Raw genomic sequence first — 16816 nt, forward strand, 5'->3', positions numbered from 1 at the left:
AATCTAGTCGCGCTGAGCTTCCAGGGTGACGGAAACCGATTCGGCATAACGTAGCGCATGGGGCTTGTCGATTTCCACCTCGGCCCACCTTACGGCCCGGTGTTCCATGACGATGGTCAGGACTTCATGGGTCAGGCGTTCTAGCAGGGCAAAGCGCTGGCCATCGACATGGGCGATGATCTGTTTGGTGATGGTGCGATAGTTCAATGCTGACGAAATCTCGTTGCGCTCAATGGCTTCGGAGGCGTCGTAAGTCAGGCAAACGTTAATCACCACATCCTGCTGATTATTAATTTCCTCTTCCTTGATGCCGATGTAGGCCCGCAGCAAGAGATTCTTTATCTGGACGCGGGCCAGAGGCTTCTGAGCGTTTGCCATATAGACTCCGTGGTATCAGCCTGAGGGTTAACGATTGCTTGAAATCAGGTTCAGAAACTCGCTTCGCGTGGCCTGGGACTTGCGGAACTGTCCCAGCATCATGGAGGTTTTCATGCGCGAATTCTGTTTCTCGACACCTCGCATCATCATGCACATGTGCTGGGCTTCGATGACTACGGCGACACCTTTGGCATGGGTTACGCTCTCGATGGCTTCGGCAATCTGACGGGTCAGGTTTTCCTGAATCTGCAGCCGACGGGCATACATATCGACAATGCGGGCGAATTTGGAGAGCCCAAGCACCTTGCCCTGGGGCAGGTAGGCGATGTGGCATTTGCCTATGAACGGCAACATGTGATGCTCACACATGCTGTACAGCTCGATATCCTGAATCACCACCATTTCATCCATGGCCGACTCAAACACGGCGTTGTTCACCAGTTCGTTCAGATCTTGCTGGTAGCCACGGGTAAGGAACTGCATGGCTTTTGCGGCGCGCATCGGCGTGTCCAGCAAGCCTTCTCGTTCCGGGTTCTCACCCAGGCCCTGAATTATGGTGCGGTAATGATCGGCCAGATCATCAAGGGGTAAAGACATAATCTATTCCGGTGTGGGGTGTCTGACAAAGGCCAAAGCTTAAGGTAATTTGCTGGTCATCTCCATGGTTTACGCACAGCTTGTGGAAAAGGACCACCCCAGATCTGTGCTCTGGTCTGTGGCTCTGGGGGTTGCTTTGAACTAAAGTGGAAGGGTTCGGAGAGGAGCATGGGATACACATGGAACAGGTGATACCAGGTTCAGACGTGGCGATGTCTGGTCGTCAGGAAACGTTTTCACTGGAGGCCTGGCAGCAGGCCGGCAAGTGGTTCAGTTACGAAGGCCATGCCATGTTCAGCCGTATGGGTGGGCAGGGCGTTCCGTTGGTGTTGCTGCACGGATTTCCGACCGCCAGTTGGGACTGGAGCCGCCTCTGGCCGATGCTGGAGAGGGAGCACCATCTGCTGACGCTGGATATGCTGGGCTTTGGTTTTTCCGACAAACCTTTGCATTACCCCTACAGTATTGAGGACCAGGCGGATCTGATTCAGGGCTGGATCGAAGGCCTGGGGCTAAAACAGGTGCACCTGCTCGGGCACGACTACGGAACGACGGTGGTGCAGGAGTTGCTGGCGCGGGAGCAGGAAGGCTCCCTGTCGTTCGGCATTGACAGCGTTTGCCTGCTTAACGGTGGCCTGTTTCCGGAGGTTCACCATCCGTTGTTTATCCAGAAAGTGCTGCGCAGTCCCTTCGGTGGTCTGATCGGGCGAGGGCTCAGCCGCCCGGTCTTTGAGAGGAACTTTCGCCGCCTGTTCGGTCCGCGAAATCCGCCTGGCAGGCAGGAAATGGAAGACTTCTGGCACTTGCTGAATTACAACAATGGCCGGGGGGTGCTGCATCGCCTGATCCAGTTTATGGAAGAACGCCGCTGCCACCGGAACCGGTGGGTGGGTGCACTGCAGAACGCGAGTCAGCCGATGCGGCTGATTTCTGGCAGCGCCGATCCGGTGTCCGGGGTAGCCATGGCCCGACGTTATCGAGAGCTGATTCCTGACCCCGACGTGGTGTGTCTGCGCAATGTCGGCCATTACCCCCACTTTGAGCAGCCCTGGGACGTATTTTCTGCCTACCGGGCCTTCCGGAAAGCCCGGAATTGTTGAGGTTTTGGGCGGCCGTCGCTGTTCAGGCAGGTGTGGTGTCGTCGGTCGGCCTGTCAGTTAATGGTTGTGGGGTGCCGGGCTCAGGCTTGCCGGTCAGCCGCGGGGCATTGACCACCTGATTCCGTCCACGGGATTTTGCCTCGTACAGCGACTGGTCTGCACGGTTCAGCCAGACCGACCAGGTTTCCCCCTGCGACACTTCGGTGACGCTGGCGCTGGCGGTCAGGTGAATTTCGTCCAGAAAGGGGCGGGCACTGATGCTGGTCAGCAGTTGGTGGGCCAGCGTGTCTGCATCTTTCTGCCGGGTTTCGGGAAGGACGACCATGAACTCCTCCCCGCCGATCCGAAACAGCTGATCGCTCTCCCGCAATCGCTTCCTCAGGCGCAGAGCCATTTCTCTCAGCACTTTATCGCCGGCCAGGTGTCCCCAGCGGTCGTTGATGGTCTTGAAGTAATCCAGATCAATCAGCACCAGACTGGAGACTCGCTCATAGCGTTCGCGCATCTGGATCTGACTGTTGAGAATGTCGGCCAGCTGTGAGCGGTTAAGGCAGCCGGTCAGGGGGTCGGTGGTGGCAAGGCGGGTGAGCTCGGTCTGCAGGCGGCGGACCAGCCAGGCAAAGATCATCGCAAACAGACAGCTCAGGCCCAGCGAAAAGGTGATGCGCCAGAAATCCGCTTCGGGAAATTTAATAAATGACACCACGGCCATCACTGACACAAAGACAATATTGCAGAAGATGGCCTCGCGAAGACGCAGCAGGAAGAACAGGGCAATGGCTGCCGGGTAAGCCCAGTAAAGCCCGGCATGGCCGTTGAGGGTGGTGGAATAGGCCGCGCAGACCACCGCAAGAATGGGAAACAGGCGGCCCTTCAGAAAATAGGTGCGGCGATACCGGAGAAAGCCGATGACCAGTGCCGCGTTGGCGCAGAACAGGGTGAGAAGGGCTGCAAGCAGTACATTGCCGTGTTTCCACTGAACCATCACCAGCGGTGCTACCGCGATAAACGCCCAGATATGGAGATGGTAAACCAACTGTCTCTTGAACCCGAGAACGGCCAGGGTCGGGTTGGTTGCCAGAGTATTTGGTGAGGCAAAAAGATTCACAGCCTGCTCCCGCTGTTCATAACTGGCATGTTTCCATTTGTATTTGATGGCTAAAGTCTAGCATGGAGTCCCGGCTGCGAAAGCAAAAACCTGGACCACGCCCCGGCGCGCAAAAGCTTCAGAACACCGGGTCATTCAAAAATGCCATGGGCGTCATGAATTCTGTTCAGTTGGCTGGCGGGCCCCGGGTCGGATACACTCGCCGCGGGTTTCAGGGGAGATCGCAATGACAGCCATTCACCGCCGGATGCCGGCACTGACCATCCGGGCCGGGCGCCGGGCACTGGAACGACTGCAGCAAAAACCGCTGACACCGGACGATATTCACGTGATTCCGGGTGCAGCGGGTGGCCCTAAAGCGCTGGGAATCAGTGGCCTGGATAAAGCCATATTCGGTGACTGGCTGCCCCGGGCGCCACAGGAGCGGGCACTGATAGGATCGTCCATTGGCAGCTGGCGGTTCGCTGCCATCGCCTCGTCGGACGATCCCAAAGCTCAACTGACCACGCTGGCGGAACTGTATACTCGCCAGCGCTTTACCAAAGGTGTCAGCGCTGCTGAGATATCCCGTAAAAGTGTTCAGTTCCTTGAAGAATTGCTTGGGGGAAAGGAAGAGTATCTGCTTGATCATCCCTGGTATCGGCTGAACATTGTTGTGGTCCGGAGTCTCGGGCTGCTACAGCACGACACCCGTGCCCGCTTGAGTCTGGGATTGATGCGAGCGATCAGCGCTAACATGCTGAGCCGCAGGCATCTGGGCCGTTTTATGGAGCGTGGTATCGTGCACGATGTCCGGGGTCGGGCGCCGCTCTCAGAACTTCGAGACTTCCCCAGTCACGACGTGCCACTGAGCCGTGACAATCTGCTGCCAGCGCTGCTCGCATCAGCGTCGATTCCGCTGATCATGTCCGGGGTCCGGAATCTGCCCGGAGCTCCGGAGGGTGTATACCGCGATGGTGGCCTTCTGGATTACCACCTCGATCTGCCCTACGAGCAGCCGGGTATTGTCCTTTATCCCCACTTTACGGACCGGGTTGTCCCCGGTTGGTTCGACAAGACGTTGCCTTGGCGGAAAGGGGATGCCCATCAGCTTCAGGATGTGCTTTTGGTGTCGCCTTCGGCGGATTACCTGGCAACCCTGCCGGATGGCAAACTGCCCGACCGGAAAGATTTTGAGCGATATGTGGGGGACGATGCCGGGCGTGAAAAAGCCTGGCGCGCCGCCATCGCGGAGAGTGAGCGCCTGGGTGATGAATTCATGGAACTCGCCGACAATGGCCGGTTGCTGGAGCGGGTTCAGCCGCTCTAGGCGGCTGGCCGGATCGCCTCAGGTCAGCGACAGAGTTGGCGTCGCGCTGAGACGAAAACCGGTGATCCCGTGGATCGGGTCTTTCATGGTTTTCAGGCGCAGGCAGGCCGAGACCGTGTCGGTGTCATTTTTTGCGGACAACGTCAGGTCGATACGTGCCGGATGCCCTTCCTGGCGGGCCCCTTCCAGGCACTCCCGGAATCGCCCGACGTCTTCGGGGGCAATCAGGTGTTCAAACGGCTGGTTGGTCAGATCCGACGGCGCGTGTCCGAGCAGATCGGCGACCTGGGGAGAAACAAAACCAATGCGCCCGGAATCATCCAGCTCGGCAATCAGTGCGCCGCACAAGCTGACCAGATCCCGGCTGCGGGTTTCACTGTCGTTCAGGGCTTGCCGCAATGCAGATTTCTCCACCTGAAGGTTGGTGATTTGCTGATGGTTCCGATGCAATGCCGCCTGTTGTTTTTGATCCCGGGTTCTGGCGCCGTGCAGTCGGAAGCAGCCTGCCAGCGCTAGCAGTGCAGCCAGCGAGGTGAGGCTGGCTCCGGCGGTCAGGATCAGCCAGCGGGCTTCCTGTACCGGGTGCCTGATCAGGCTGGCATCCGGGGTGGTGGTGATCATCCAGTGTCGTCCCGGTAATGACAGCTCCGTCCGACGCGAGAGCGATTCCAGAGGCGAAGAGAGTTGCCCCAACTCGATCAGAGCCTGCTTGGTGTGTCTGGCAAGGGTGTCAATTCGCACCTTCATCCCGTCGGGTAACTCAGACGCCAGGGCGGATGAGAACCCCGCTGGCAGATCGCTTCCGCTCGCACCTTTTACGTGGGCAGCGATGCCCGCCGCCAGAGCCTGGTGTTCGGCCTGGTACGTTTGCCGGGCCAGTGCTGAGATCTCCCAGGTTACCCGCTCAGACAGGGCCAGGGTGCTCAGGGCTCCGAAGATAAGGATGATCAAGGGAGCCCACAAGCCGGGCCATAACCGGATGCGCGGGGGGGGATTTCTTTCCGGAAGGTCGCCGTCCATGCAGATGTGCTCCCGTTGGGCCATTACTGGTCTGGTCTTCGCCTAACTTTAGACCAGCAATGGGTGAACGAAAAGCGGAGACGGGTCAGAGCCGGCTTTGGCGAGCACCGCCATACACCAGAAGGAAAATCAGAAATGCCGTCACGACAACGGAAGGCCCCGCTGGCGTGTCGAGATGCCAGGACAGGGTCAAACCGCCAGAGACGGCCAGAACTCCGAAACCAACCGCGAGTACGGTCATGTGTTCGGGGTTGTGGGCCAGGCGTCGCGCGGTTGCGGCCGGAATGATCAGCAAGGCCGTGATCAGCAGGACGCCGACGATTTTCATGGCCACGGCAATTACCAGCGAGAACATCAGCATCAGGGCAAGGCGCAGCCGTTCCACGGGAATGCCTTCGACCCGAGCCAGTTCCTCATGAATGGTGCTCATCAACAGGCCTCGCCAGAGAAGAGCCAGCAGCCCCAGGACGAACGCGGCCCCGCCATAGATCCACAACAGGTCCTGGCGGGTCATGGCGAGCAGGTCCCCGAACAGTAACCCGGTGAGATCCACGCGCACATCTGGCATAAAACTCAGCGTGACCAGTCCGATGGCCAAGGCACTGTGCGCCAGTATGCCAAGCAGGGTATCGCTGGCCAGGGTTCGAGTGCGAGACAGCAGAACCAAAGCCAGAGCAATCAGGACGCAGGTAATCACCACTCCCAGATTCAGAGGCACACTGATCAGAAAACTCAGTGCAATGCCCAGCAGAGCCGAGTGAGCCAGAGTGTCTCCGAAATAGGCAAGCCGGCGCCAGACCACAAAACAACCCAGCGGGCCGGCAACCAATGCAACGCCCAGACCACCGAGCATGGCTCGCCAGAAGAAGTCGCCGAGCACGGAATCAAGGATGGTCATGGTTGCAACCTCCGTGTGCCTCGGCTGTTGGAACGACATCACCGTGCAGATCGTGGCGATGATTGTGATGATGGTGATACACCGCCAGGGATTCTGCGACCTGATGACCAAAGGTCTCCACAAAGGCCGGATCTTTTGAGATGTCTTCCGGGAAACCACTGCAACAGATGTGTTGATTGAGGCAGATCACCCGGTCGGTTGCGGCCATCACCAGATGCAGATCATGGGAGATCATGATGACCCCGCAGTTCAGTTCTTCGCGAAGCTCGCGAATCAGATCGTAGAGGGAAGCCTGTCCATTGAGATCGACGCCCTGAGCTGGTTCATCCAGCACCAGCAGGTCTGGCTTCCGGGCCAGGGCCCGGGCCAGCAGCAGGCGTTGCTTTTCTCCACCGGACAGGTGGTGTACGGAGGCATCCAGCAGATGCGCAACGCCGGTGCGCGCCAGCGCGGCCCGGCAGTCTGCCAGACCGCGTCCGCTCAGCAGCATGAAACGCCGGACGCTCAGGGGCAGGGTTGGTTCCAGGGTCAGATGTTGGGGGACGTAGCCAATCACCAGCCCGGACGCGACCGAGACCTGGCCGCTGGTGGCGCGCTGGATACCCAGGATGGTTTTGATCAGTGTGGTTTTGCCGGCGCCGTTGGGCCCGATGATGGTCAGGATGTCACCCCGGCTCACGCTGAGGTTAACCTGATCGACCACCGGCCGGTCACCAAAGGCCACCGTTACCTGGTCCAGCTGAACCAGCGCCTCAGTCATGGTGATGATCTCCCTGGCACTGTGGGCAGAGCCCGGCTACTTCCAGGGTTACGTCATCCGGTTGGAAAGCCTCGGTGCGGGCGGCGGTTTCAATGGCCTGCATCAGATCTGGCATGGTGAGTTCAAGCACGGTTCCGCAGGTGCGGCAGATCAGGAAGGTGCCCCGGTGTCGCTCTCCGGCATGAGCGCAGCCGACAAAGGCATTCAGTGAAGCGATGCGGTGAATCAAACCATACTGAAGCAGGAAATCCAGCGCCCGGTACACGGTTGGGGGCGCGGAGCTGTGACCGTCGGAACCCAGCTTGGCCAGAATGTCATAGGCTCCCAGAGGCTTATGGGATTGCCAGATCAGTTCCAGAACACGTTCCCGGATCGGTGTCAGCCGGGCGTTGGCCTGGCGGCAGATTGAACGGGCGTCGGCAAGCGCCTGGGTCACACAGGCCTGATGATTATGGGGGCGATAGGGAAGTGCGTGTTCCGGCATGGTGTGGGTCCTGCAAAGTTTGAAACATTATAACATTTGCGGACGCTCATGCCATGCCGGGCACAGGGTTAGTGACGGAGCTCGGTGGTCAGAGATTCGAGGTACTCGAGGTTGGGGATCCAGGCGGGCTCTCCATCCACGTCCACCTGCATCAGGTCGGCAGGCCCGGCCTCGCCTTCCAGTTGACGAATCTGATCCTGGGTCAGGCGGGCCTGACTGGGGATACCCTGAGTTACCATCGCCATGAATGGGGTGCTCTGATGATGAGGCCCGATGGTATTCAGAATGATGATCCGGCCGCGGTTATCACCGGGAACGGTCAGGGCGTTGCCATTGGCGGCGTCGTAGGAAATCACCGGCAAGGTCAGGCCTCGCCAGTCCAGATAGCCTACCAGCCAGTCTGGTGTGTTGGTGCCGGCATCGGTGCTGGTGAAATCCACCACCTCGGCAATCGAGACGTTGGGCAGCAGAAGCTGACGATCAGAGACCGGTATCATAACGCAGGACAGGGATTGGCTGTTCTCACTCATGCTTGTTACCTCAGGCGGAATCCCGTTTTTGCCGACCCTTGAGCAGGCAGTTATTCTCAATAATTTTTACCAGTTCCCGGGCCAGTTGTTCCGGGGTGCCGCAAAAACTCGAGCACCCCGTGGCAGCGACGGAGTCTGGCATGGAACTGTTGCCGCAGCTGTGGCTCTCCTGAACCCAGATCTGACTGCCATAGGCTTTCAGCATGGGGGCGGCAATGGCGCCATCGTTACCCATGCCGGAAAACAGAATGGCGTGGCAGTGTTTGCCGTAGTGATCGGCCACGTTCAGTAAAACCTGGTCGATGGATGGACCATAAGGGCCTGGCCAGGGATGATTCTGTTCGGTGAGCTGCCCCTGCTCATCCAGTAACCATTCCCGTTCAACCGGCATCAGGACGACATCCCCATTGCGAACCCGGTAGCCTTCTTCTGCCCGTTTCAGGGTGTAATGGGCATGGCGGCCGAGCACCCGGGTCAGTACCTCTGTGAAGTGACCATCAATGTGCTGGGCGTAGATAAAACCGATCGGAAGCCCCGGAGGCAAGTGGTCAAGAAAGGTTTTGACCGCCGCAGGCCCGCCCAGTGATGCCCCGAGAATCCAGATTTCTTCTGCCACCGAACCCGGCGCCGCCGGCGTAATCCAGTGGGGCAGTGCGGGGGGCGGTACGGCATCCGGGGCGGTTTGTTCCAGTTCTTCTATGTCGTTGGCTGTGTCCAGTTGTTCCAGATGGCCAAGCTGCTTTTCCAGTTTGTCGAGCAGGCGCCGTTCCCAGCGAAAATACTCGGTTGTGCCGGGCTTTGGTGCCTGGTCGAGACCAAACAGGACCGGCGCTTCGGTATTGTCGAGCAAGTGCTCGAACAGCGCCGGATGGTCCGCCTCGTCTTCCAGAGTGACCAGCCAGAGCGCGGCCTCCGGAAAGGAGGGATATCCCATCAGGCGGTCCGGGTCACCGGAAAATCTGACCTCAAGGCCAAACTTTCCGGTGGCGGCCTGCAGGCGATGCCGCTGCAGGACCACGTCGGACACAATCCCGACGCCGGACCGACCGTTCGGGCCGGTCATCACCGGTTTCCGGTCAGCCGCTTGATGGTGTCAAGCAGCTCGGTTTCCTGGAACGGCTTGCCCAGATACTCGTTGACACCGATGGCCAGTGCCCGTTCCCGGTGTTTCTCGCCCGTCCGGGAGGTGATCATGCAGATCGGTGTTTCCTTCAGGTTGTCGTCATGCCGTACAAAGCTGGCGACTTCGAAACCATCCATCCGGGGCATCTCGATATCGAGCAGAATGATGTCCGGGCGGTGATCCTGAAGCTGGGCAACGGCGTCCAGACCGTCTTTGGCAGTGACCACTTCCATGCCATTTCGTTCCAGCAGGCGCGAGGTAACCTTGCGCACGGTGACTGAGTCGTCCACCACCATAACGGTGGTGGCTTTCTCTTCGTAACGGGCGTTGTCCCGTGCCTTTTCAAGGTTGGCCAGACGTTGGCGCTCAGACAGGATGTCGGAGCGGATCATGGCAGGCAGATCGAGAATCACAACCACGTTACCATCACCGAGGATGGTGGCCCCGGAGACACCACGGACCGAACTAAACTGTGGTCCCAGCGATTTAACCACGATTTCCCGGCTGCCCATAAGCTGGTCGACCTGCAGCGCCATGGGTTGCTCTGCACCACGTACCAGGATTACCGGTAGCGGCAGGGCCTGGCCTTGCAGTTTGGGTTGATGATCGCTGTTGAGCAAGCTGCCCAGATACTGCAGGCGGTATTCCTGGCCGGCATACTCGTACATGGGGGCATCGGGTTTGTAGTATTCCTCCAGCTCGTAGGTGCTGACCCGGACGATGCCCTCAATGGTATTGAGCGGAATGGCATAGAAGTCCTCGCCGGTGGAAACCATCAGGGCACGGTTGACCGAGACGGTGAACGGCAGGCGCACGGTAAAGGTGGTGCCGCGCCCCAGCGTGGAATCAATATCCAGGCTACCGCCAAGCTGTTTGATTTCACTGCCGACCACGTCCATACCAACGCCACGGCCGGAAATCTGGGTGACCTGCTGGGCGGTGGAGAAACCGGGCTGCAGGATAAACTGCAGGATTTCCCGTTCGGAAAGGTCTTCATCTGCCCGCATCAGTCGCTGGCGGATGGCCTTGTCACGGATCACTTCGGCTGGAATCCCTTTGCCGTCGTCCATCATTCTCAGCACCACATCGCCGCCCTCACGGGTCAGTGACAGGGTGACTTCGCCAGTGGCGGGTTTGCCCGCCTTCTTGCGGTCTTCCGGTGTTTCAATACCGTGGTCCAGCGCGTTTCGGAGCATATGCTCCAGCGGTGCGACCATGCGTTCCAGTATATTCCGGTCCATCTCGCCTTCGGCATTACGAACGTCGAAATCGACTTTCTTGCCAAGCTCGCCGCTGATCTGGCGCACAATACGGCGCAGACGGGGCACCATGGACGAGAACGGAATCATCCGGGTCTTCATCAGGCCTTCCTGGAGCTCCGTGTTGATCCTGGACTGCTGGACCAGCAGGGTCTCGGTATCGCGAACCCGCTCAGACAGGGTCTCGCGCAAGTCAGCAAGGTCTGATGTGGATTCGCTCAGGGCCCGGGAGAGCTGCTGGATGGAGGAGTAACGGTCCATCTCAAGCGGATCGAAATCGTCACCGTAGTCGGGGCCATGCTCCTGCTCGGCCCGGAACAGAATCTGTGCTTCGGTCTCGATATCCATCCGGCGCAACTGTTCCCGGAGGCGCTCGATGGTGGCTGCCATTTCGTCCAGCGTGTAGCTGAAGTCGCTGGACTGCTGTTCCAGTCGGCCCCGGGTGATACTGGTCTCGCCCGCGAGGTTGACCAGCTCATCAAGCAGCGGTGCAGAGACCCGAATGGATTCCTGGGCAGCACGCTGTGCGTCGCTGGGCTTCTTGCGAGCCTGTGACGGCGCCTTGGCGGCCGGCTTGGCCTCTTCCGCTGGTGAGGGTTGTGATGCCCCCTCGGCCGCGGAGGCAGTCCTGGGCTCCGGCATCGGTTCCTGAGCCGGTGTTTCCGGGGTTGCCCCGGGTTGCCCGGCCACCACCGCTGCGCCGGATTCAAAGCGTGTCCGGACATGGGCGACCAGCGCAATGATGGCATCGTGATCGTTGGTGATTGCCTGCCACTGTTCGTCTGTCGGAGCATTACCGCCAAGGTCGATCAGGTGCGTTTCAAAGGCGTGAGCCTGGTCGCCTAGTTCGGCCAGCTGTGACAGGCGAGCGCCCCCTTTGAGGGTGTGAAGTGCGCGTTGAGCTTCCCGGTTGAAATGCTCATTGCCCGGTTCCCGGCGCCAGTCATCAAGCAGCTGTTCCAGCTGATCCATGAGCTCCCCTGCTTCTTCAAGGAAGATCTCCAGCACTTCCGGGTCGACCGATTCGGTTTCGGTGGCCACCGGCGATGCGGCTTCGGCACTGGCAAATGGCGCCTGGGCACCGGAGCGCAGCGACGCCAGGAGGGCATCATCACTTTCTGGCTGGTGACTTTCCTCAAGTGTATCCAGCATGGCCTTCAGGCCGGTGGCGGCCCGGTCGCTCAGAGCCAGCATGGCCTTCTGGTCCCGCTGGCCCGCGATCAGCTGATCGAGTGCATCGGCCCAGGTTTCGGCCAGGTCAGCGATCGGATCGACATCGGACAGCCGTGCCCCTCCTTTCAGGGTGTGCAGCTCCTGCTGGAGTCGGGTAATCCCTGCGAGCTCTTCGGGTTCCTCGCGCCACTGATCCAGGCACTCGACGATGGCTTCGTGTATTTCAAGGCCTTCATCGAGGAAAATGCCCACTAGGTCGTCATCGGCAAAGCGTTGCTGGCGATCTTCGACAACTTCCCGTGCCTCGGGGGCGTCTGGCTCCGAGGGCTGCGTTGCCGCCGAGGGGGTGCCATCCCCGCGCAGGATCGACGTGACCTGATCAACCAGCGCTTCGGCCGGCGGGCACGGCTTCTGGGTCGCAACCTGCTCGACCATCTGGGCCAGGCGATCATGACAGGCGAAAAGCAGATCGGTCATCTCACCGCTGGCGTCGAGCTGCCCTTCAGCGACTTTCTCGAACAGATCCTCCAGTACATGGGTAAGATCGCCGATGGCTTCGACGCCGGCCATGCGGGCACCCCCTTTGAGGGTGTGAACGTCTCGCTGCAGTTCTGCCGCCACGCCGCGATTGGAGGGGTCTTCACTCCAGGTGTGCAGAGCGCTGCCGGTGGAGTTAATCAGGTCGTAGGCTTCTTCCAGGAAGATACCCACCAGTTCTGGGTCCAGATGAGACAGGTCGGTGGCCTGAGGTTCATCTTCCGTGTCGGCTTCCGGGGCGTCGGTTGATTCTTCGATGACCAGTTCAAGCCCGGGGAGCGGCAGCGTATCGTCGTCTGCGTCCGGATCTTCCTCCACCGGGACGTCGGTAACCGGGCGGGTGCCCCGTGCACTGTCCATGTATTCTTGAACTTCGGCAATCAGATCCGGCGCCGGGCGCGGTGGTTCGCTGGCTTCAAGAGCCTCGACCATACCGGCAAGCCGGTCATGACACCGGAACAGGAGATCTGACAGCGCTTCGTTGATTGAGAGCTTCTGCTCGGTCAGACCTTCAAACAGGTTTTCCAGTTCGTGAGACAGGTCCCCAATGGCTGGAATGTCGGCCAGTCGTGCGCCGCCTTTCAGCGTATGCAGATCGCGCTGAAGCAACCGCAGGAGGTCCAGGTTGGCGGTGTCTTCACTCCAGCTATGGAGTGACTCCGCCGTGCTGTCAATCAGGTCCCGGGCTTCTTCCAGGAAGATCTCTGCCAGTTCATCGTCCAGACCCTGGTCGTCGTCTTCTGAGGTTTCGGGCAAGGGGGGAGTGTCCTCGCCTTCCGGGTTGTCCTGAGGCTGATCAAGTTCGTCCAGTTCGAGGCGAAGATCAATCTCTTCAAGATCATCGGTGAACTGCTGCTCAAACTCATCCGGTCCCGAAGGCAGGGCGGTGGTTGCGCTTGTCAGCGCCTCCAGTTCCTCAATCAGATCCTGGCTCGGGTCTGTCGACAGGCCGGCCGCAACCTGATCCATCATGTTGATCAGTTGTTCATGAGCAGCGTGGAGGGTCTGGAAGACTTCTTCGCCGGGTGGCAGACCCTGTTCTGAAATCGCGCTGTAGGTTCGGGTCAGAGCGGCAGCAAGATGAGAAACATCGGGCAGGCCGGCATCGTTGGCGCCCCGGGTCAGCTGTTCGACTTCGGCCCGAAGGGTCTCCAGGTCTTTATCTTGCTGAGGATTTTCCGACCAGCGATCCAGAATGCTTTCAGCGTCCAGAACGATGTCCAGTCCTTCGCTGAGGAACAGTTGAATCAGCGGTGCCGAGGCCTTTTGCGCAGGCTGTTCTTGGTCCGTGTTGGTGTGCGTGGCCAGTGTCTGATCGCTGATCCACTGAAGGCGTTCCAGATATTCCTCAGCACCGGCCAGCGGCGCCTGGGGGTTCTCGCGGATCTGGGCCAGGCCTTCCGTCAGGAAACCGACGGCGTCTGCCATCAGGGCCAGTACCTCGCGGTCGGCCTTTTTGTTCTGTCCGCGGGATTCTTTGATGAAGCGCTCCAGCGGAGTGATCACCGCGGCCATCGGTGTTATGCCAGCCGTATTTGCGCTGCCTTTAAGCGTGTGCAGCGCTCTTGACAGGTCGTCGGTGTAGGCTGCGGTCGCTTTGTCGCCAACGGCCTGCAGGTATTCTTTGATGGTCTGAAGGTGAGTCTCGGTTTCGTTCTCAAAAATATCCAGCAGGACCGGGTCGACATCGTCGTCACCGTCGAGAGGCGCGTATTCAAGGCTTGCTTCTTGAGTGGCGTCTTCCTGGGTCTCTGAGTCACCCTCCATCAGGGGCATGGTGGTCGCATCAGGAATTTCGCCATTGGCCAGTGCGTTGGCGCGGGCTTCCATGACGGAGGTGTCCTGGCCAGGCGCTTGTCGCTGCTCAAAGTCGTCTACCAGCGCTGGTACGGCGTCGGTTACATCCTGAAGCAACTGGGCAATGTCGTCGTTCATGAAAACGCTGCCGTCGATGACACGGTTCAGCATGTTTTCGACGGACCAGGCCAGTTCGCCAATCACGTCCGCGCCTACCATCCGGCCACTGCCTTTCAGGGTATGAAATGCTCTGCGGACTTCAGCCAGGGCGCTGCGGTCATCATGCTGGCGTAACAGCATGGGGAGGTATTCGCGAATGGTGTCGAGAACCTCGCCCGCCTCTTCAATGAAGATTTCCAGGATTTCGTCGTCGATGAGGTCATCGCTGTCGTCTTCCTGGGCCGTTGTTTCGACAACCACTGGAGGCTCGATAACGTCGGCATCGTCAGGGCGGCTTTCTAACGGGATTTCAACGCTGAGGGACACTTCGTCTTCGAGAGGCTGTTCGGCCGTGTTCGCGTCCGTGTCCGTGTCCGCGCGGCGGGTTGTTGCAAGTGCTTCGGCACGCCCGATCAGCTCGTCCACGTCGCCGCCGGGCTCACCCCTGCGGAACTCCTCAATCAGTGATGGGATGCGGTCGTTCACCTGGTCTATCAAGGTGAACATGTCATCGGTCGGTTTGATGGTCTGATCAATGACGCGGTTGAGCAGGTTCTCAACGGACCAGGCCAGCTCGCCAATACTGGTGGCGCCGACCAGGCGCCCACTGCCCTTGAGGGTATGAAAGGCTCGTCGTACTTCGGTCAGGGACTCCCGGTCGTCGTGATTCTGACGAAGCCGCGGGTAGAACTCGTGAATGGTCTGCAGGACTTCTTCTGCTTCCTCGACGAAGATTTCCAGGATTTCGTCGTCCACCAGTTCGGTGTCCGAAGTTTTGGTTTCCTGTTCGGGAACGACGAGGTCGTCGATGGTTTCCTCAACGACCGGGACATCAACGGATGGCTCTTTAGGCTGCGTCAGATTCCAGGTGGGCTCTTCGCCGACCGGGAAGCCCAGGCTGGTCAGGCTGTTTTCTGCAACCCTGAGAATCGCGTCATTGTCGCTGATGCCGTCGGCCAGCCGTTCGAGGTAGTACTCGATGCTGGTTACGGCGTCTGCCAGCGTGTCCAGCTGTTTCCAGTCCGGAACCTGCTGGCTGCCGAGCAGTACATCGGTTACGTAGCGCTCGGCTGATGCGAGCATGTCTGACACGCGCTCCAGCGGTACGAGGCTCAGACCTCCCCGGATACTGTGCAGCAATCCCGGCACATGGTCGATTTCACGCGTGTCCCACTGGGAGGCGATGAAATTGACGATGGCAGATTTCACCTGCTCCAGCGTGTTTCGGGATTCACGAATCAGGGCTTCGCTGGCTTCCCCGAATTCGCGTGAACCCATGCGGATGGCGGATGCTTCTTCTGCGGAGCCGGACGACTGTTCCGGGCGCCGGTCACTGTCTAGTCCGGCCAGGCTGGCTTCGACGTAAAGCAGAGCGCCAGCGATGTCCATCAGTGTGCCATCGTCTGCGGGGTCAGACTGATTGCAGAGTTTCTCGACCAGTTCAATCTGGTCGGTCACCACTTTGCGGGGAATCCCAAGACCGAGGACGGCGAGAGTGTTGGCCACCTGCCGAAGGCCCGGCAGCAGCTCGTCCAGCTCGGTGTTCTGGCGCAGCTCCGCCCGGACAAAAAGGTCGAGCTGGTCCTTCAGACGCGCCAGTTCTTCGTTGAGCGCGCTGACCACGGAGTGAATCGCGTCCCGACCCGGGCCCGAAACGCGGGATCGTGCAGCATCAACGTCGTCTTCGGAAGGGAGTGCGTTGTCTAACTGATAGGCGTCGCGCAGGGCCTTAACCTGAGGGCGGTCCAGATCCCGGGCCCGGGCCACGTAATACAGCAAGTGTTTGAACAGGGCCTCCGGCACGGGTTGCCGGAGGATATCGGCGTGTTCGTCCGTCAGCCGGCGGATTTCCGAATCCAGCTCCCTGAGCAGGGATTTAACGGCGGTATTGACGGGGTTTGCCCGGGCCTGGAGGGTTTCCACAAAGGCGCTGGCAACTTTCCAGAGCTCGCCTCGCGGTGTGTTCTGGCACAGCCGTATCAGACGCTGGATCACTTTCTGCATGTAATCGAAGTGGGCGTCAAGATCGGCTTCGCGCACGACGCCGGCAAGGGCGAACTGATACATCTGGCGCAGCTTGCGGAGGTGTCCCAGTACTTTCGGGTCGTGCAACCGGTCTGATGTCTTGCCGCTGACATTGAGCCGTGACGGAGACAGGTCTGGTTTGAACAGAGACGTATCCGACAGCAGAGACTCGCCCCGGGCTGCCCGGAGATCGTTCAGCAAAGGCAGCAGGACCATGGGGAAATCATCGCTACTGCTGCCGATATGTTCCAGATACTGAGGTAGCTGCAGGATTGCCTGCATCAGCACATTCAGGGCATCGTCAACGTTTGTGACGGTGTCGTTGAGAATGGCCTGGGTCAGCTTCTCCGTCTCTTCGGTGAGCAAGGCTGCACCGTAAAGCTCCACCATCTGAAGGGTACCGTGTACCTGGTGGAGGTAGTTCAGGCAGAAGCGCAGGCGCGCAATGTCGTCGCGATTCTCGACATAGGCCTCAAGTGCATGCTGGCCCTGGGTCAGTGTGTCTTGTATTTCTCCCCGAACCCAGTCGAGGGCGATGCTGTCATGGTGATTGCCCATA

At 59.5% G+C, this 16816-nt stretch carries 12 protein-coding genes; 2 read left to right on the forward strand and 10 right to left on the reverse strand.

Annotated elements, in window-relative coordinates; all coding sequences use genetic code 11:
• Window positions 1–3 precede the first annotated feature (3 nt).
• Both folX and folE read right to left on the reverse strand, forming a co-directional pair.
• On the reverse strand, window positions 4–378 hold the full coding sequence (folX, locus tag K325_RS0115230) for a dihydroneopterin triphosphate 2'-epimerase (RefSeq protein WP_029655126.1): 375 nt from the start codon (window positions 376–378) through the stop codon (window positions 4–6).
• Window positions 379–405: 27 nt separating this feature from the next.
• A complete protein-coding gene (folE, locus tag K325_RS0115235; protein WP_029655127.1) occupies window positions 406–975 on the reverse strand; it encodes a GTP cyclohydrolase I FolE in 570 nt (189 codons plus the stop codon).
• Between the two features lie 179 nt (window positions 976–1154).
• Between folE and K325_RS0115240 the strand changes: the two genes are divergently transcribed.
• A complete protein-coding gene (locus K325_RS0115240; RefSeq protein WP_029655128.1) occupies window positions 1155–2075 on the forward strand; it encodes an alpha/beta fold hydrolase in 921 nt (306 codons plus the stop codon).
• Window positions 2076–2097: 22 nt separating this feature from the next.
• On the opposite strand, the gene K325_RS0115245 is transcribed toward K325_RS0115240, so the two are convergent.
• Window positions 2098–3183, reverse strand: coding sequence for a GGDEF domain-containing protein (locus tag K325_RS0115245; RefSeq protein WP_029655129.1), 1086 nt, complete (start codon window positions 3181–3183; stop codon window positions 2098–2100).
• 226 nt (window positions 3184–3409) lie between these two features.
• Here K325_RS0115245 and K325_RS0115250 point away from each other — a divergent pair, with 226 nt between their 5' ends.
• A complete protein-coding gene (locus K325_RS0115250; RefSeq protein ID WP_029655130.1) occupies window positions 3410–4492 on the forward strand; it encodes a patatin-like phospholipase family protein in 1083 nt (360 codons plus the stop codon).
• An 18-nt stretch (window positions 4493–4510) separates the two neighbouring features.
• On the opposite strand, the gene K325_RS0115255 is transcribed toward K325_RS0115250, so the two are convergent.
• The 7 genes from K325_RS0115255 to K325_RS0115285 form a co-directional block, all read right to left on the reverse strand.
• Complete coding sequence (locus tag K325_RS0115255; RefSeq protein ID WP_029655131.1) at window positions 4511–5512, reverse strand: PAS domain-containing protein; 1002 nt, start codon at window positions 5510–5512, stop codon at window positions 4511–4513.
• Window positions 5513–5597: 85 nt separating this feature from the next.
• Window positions 5598–6410 (reverse strand): zinc ABC transporter permease subunit ZnuB, encoded by an 813-nt coding sequence (znuB, locus tag K325_RS0115260; protein WP_029655132.1) that lies wholly within the window; start codon window positions 6408–6410, stop codon window positions 5598–5600.
• The gene (gene znuC / locus K325_RS0115265) at window positions 6397–7170 is read right to left on the reverse strand and encodes a zinc ABC transporter ATP-binding protein ZnuC (protein WP_029655133.1); all 774 of its coding nucleotides are present in this window, start codon (window positions 7168–7170) and stop codon (window positions 6397–6399) included. Before znuC ends, znuB begins: the two co-directional genes overlap by 14 nt.
• On the reverse strand, window positions 7163–7654 hold the full coding sequence (locus K325_RS0115270) for a Fur family transcriptional regulator (protein WP_029655134.1): 492 nt from the start codon (window positions 7652–7654) through the stop codon (window positions 7163–7165). The genes znuC and K325_RS0115270 overlap by 8 nt, the downstream gene beginning before the upstream one ends.
• A 68-nt stretch (window positions 7655–7722) precedes the next feature.
• Complete coding sequence (locus tag K325_RS0115275; protein WP_029655135.1) at window positions 7723–8184, reverse strand: chemotaxis protein CheW; 462 nt, start codon at window positions 8182–8184, stop codon at window positions 7723–7725.
• A 10-nt stretch (window positions 8185–8194) separates the two neighbouring features.
• Window positions 8195–9247, reverse strand: coding sequence for a chemotaxis protein CheB (locus tag K325_RS0115280; RefSeq protein WP_029655136.1), 1053 nt, complete (start codon window positions 9245–9247; stop codon window positions 8195–8197).
• Window positions 9247–16815, reverse strand: coding sequence for an Hpt domain-containing protein (locus K325_RS0115285; RefSeq protein ID WP_029655137.1), 7569 nt, complete (start codon window positions 16813–16815; stop codon window positions 9247–9249). Before K325_RS0115285 ends, K325_RS0115280 begins: the two co-directional genes overlap by 1 nt.
• Window position 16816 lies beyond the last annotated feature (1 nt).

This window comes from Marinobacter daepoensis DSM 16072, from assembly GCF_000421165.1.
Taxonomy (GTDB): domain Bacteria; phylum Pseudomonadota; class Gammaproteobacteria; order Pseudomonadales; family Oleiphilaceae; genus Marinobacter; species Marinobacter daepoensis.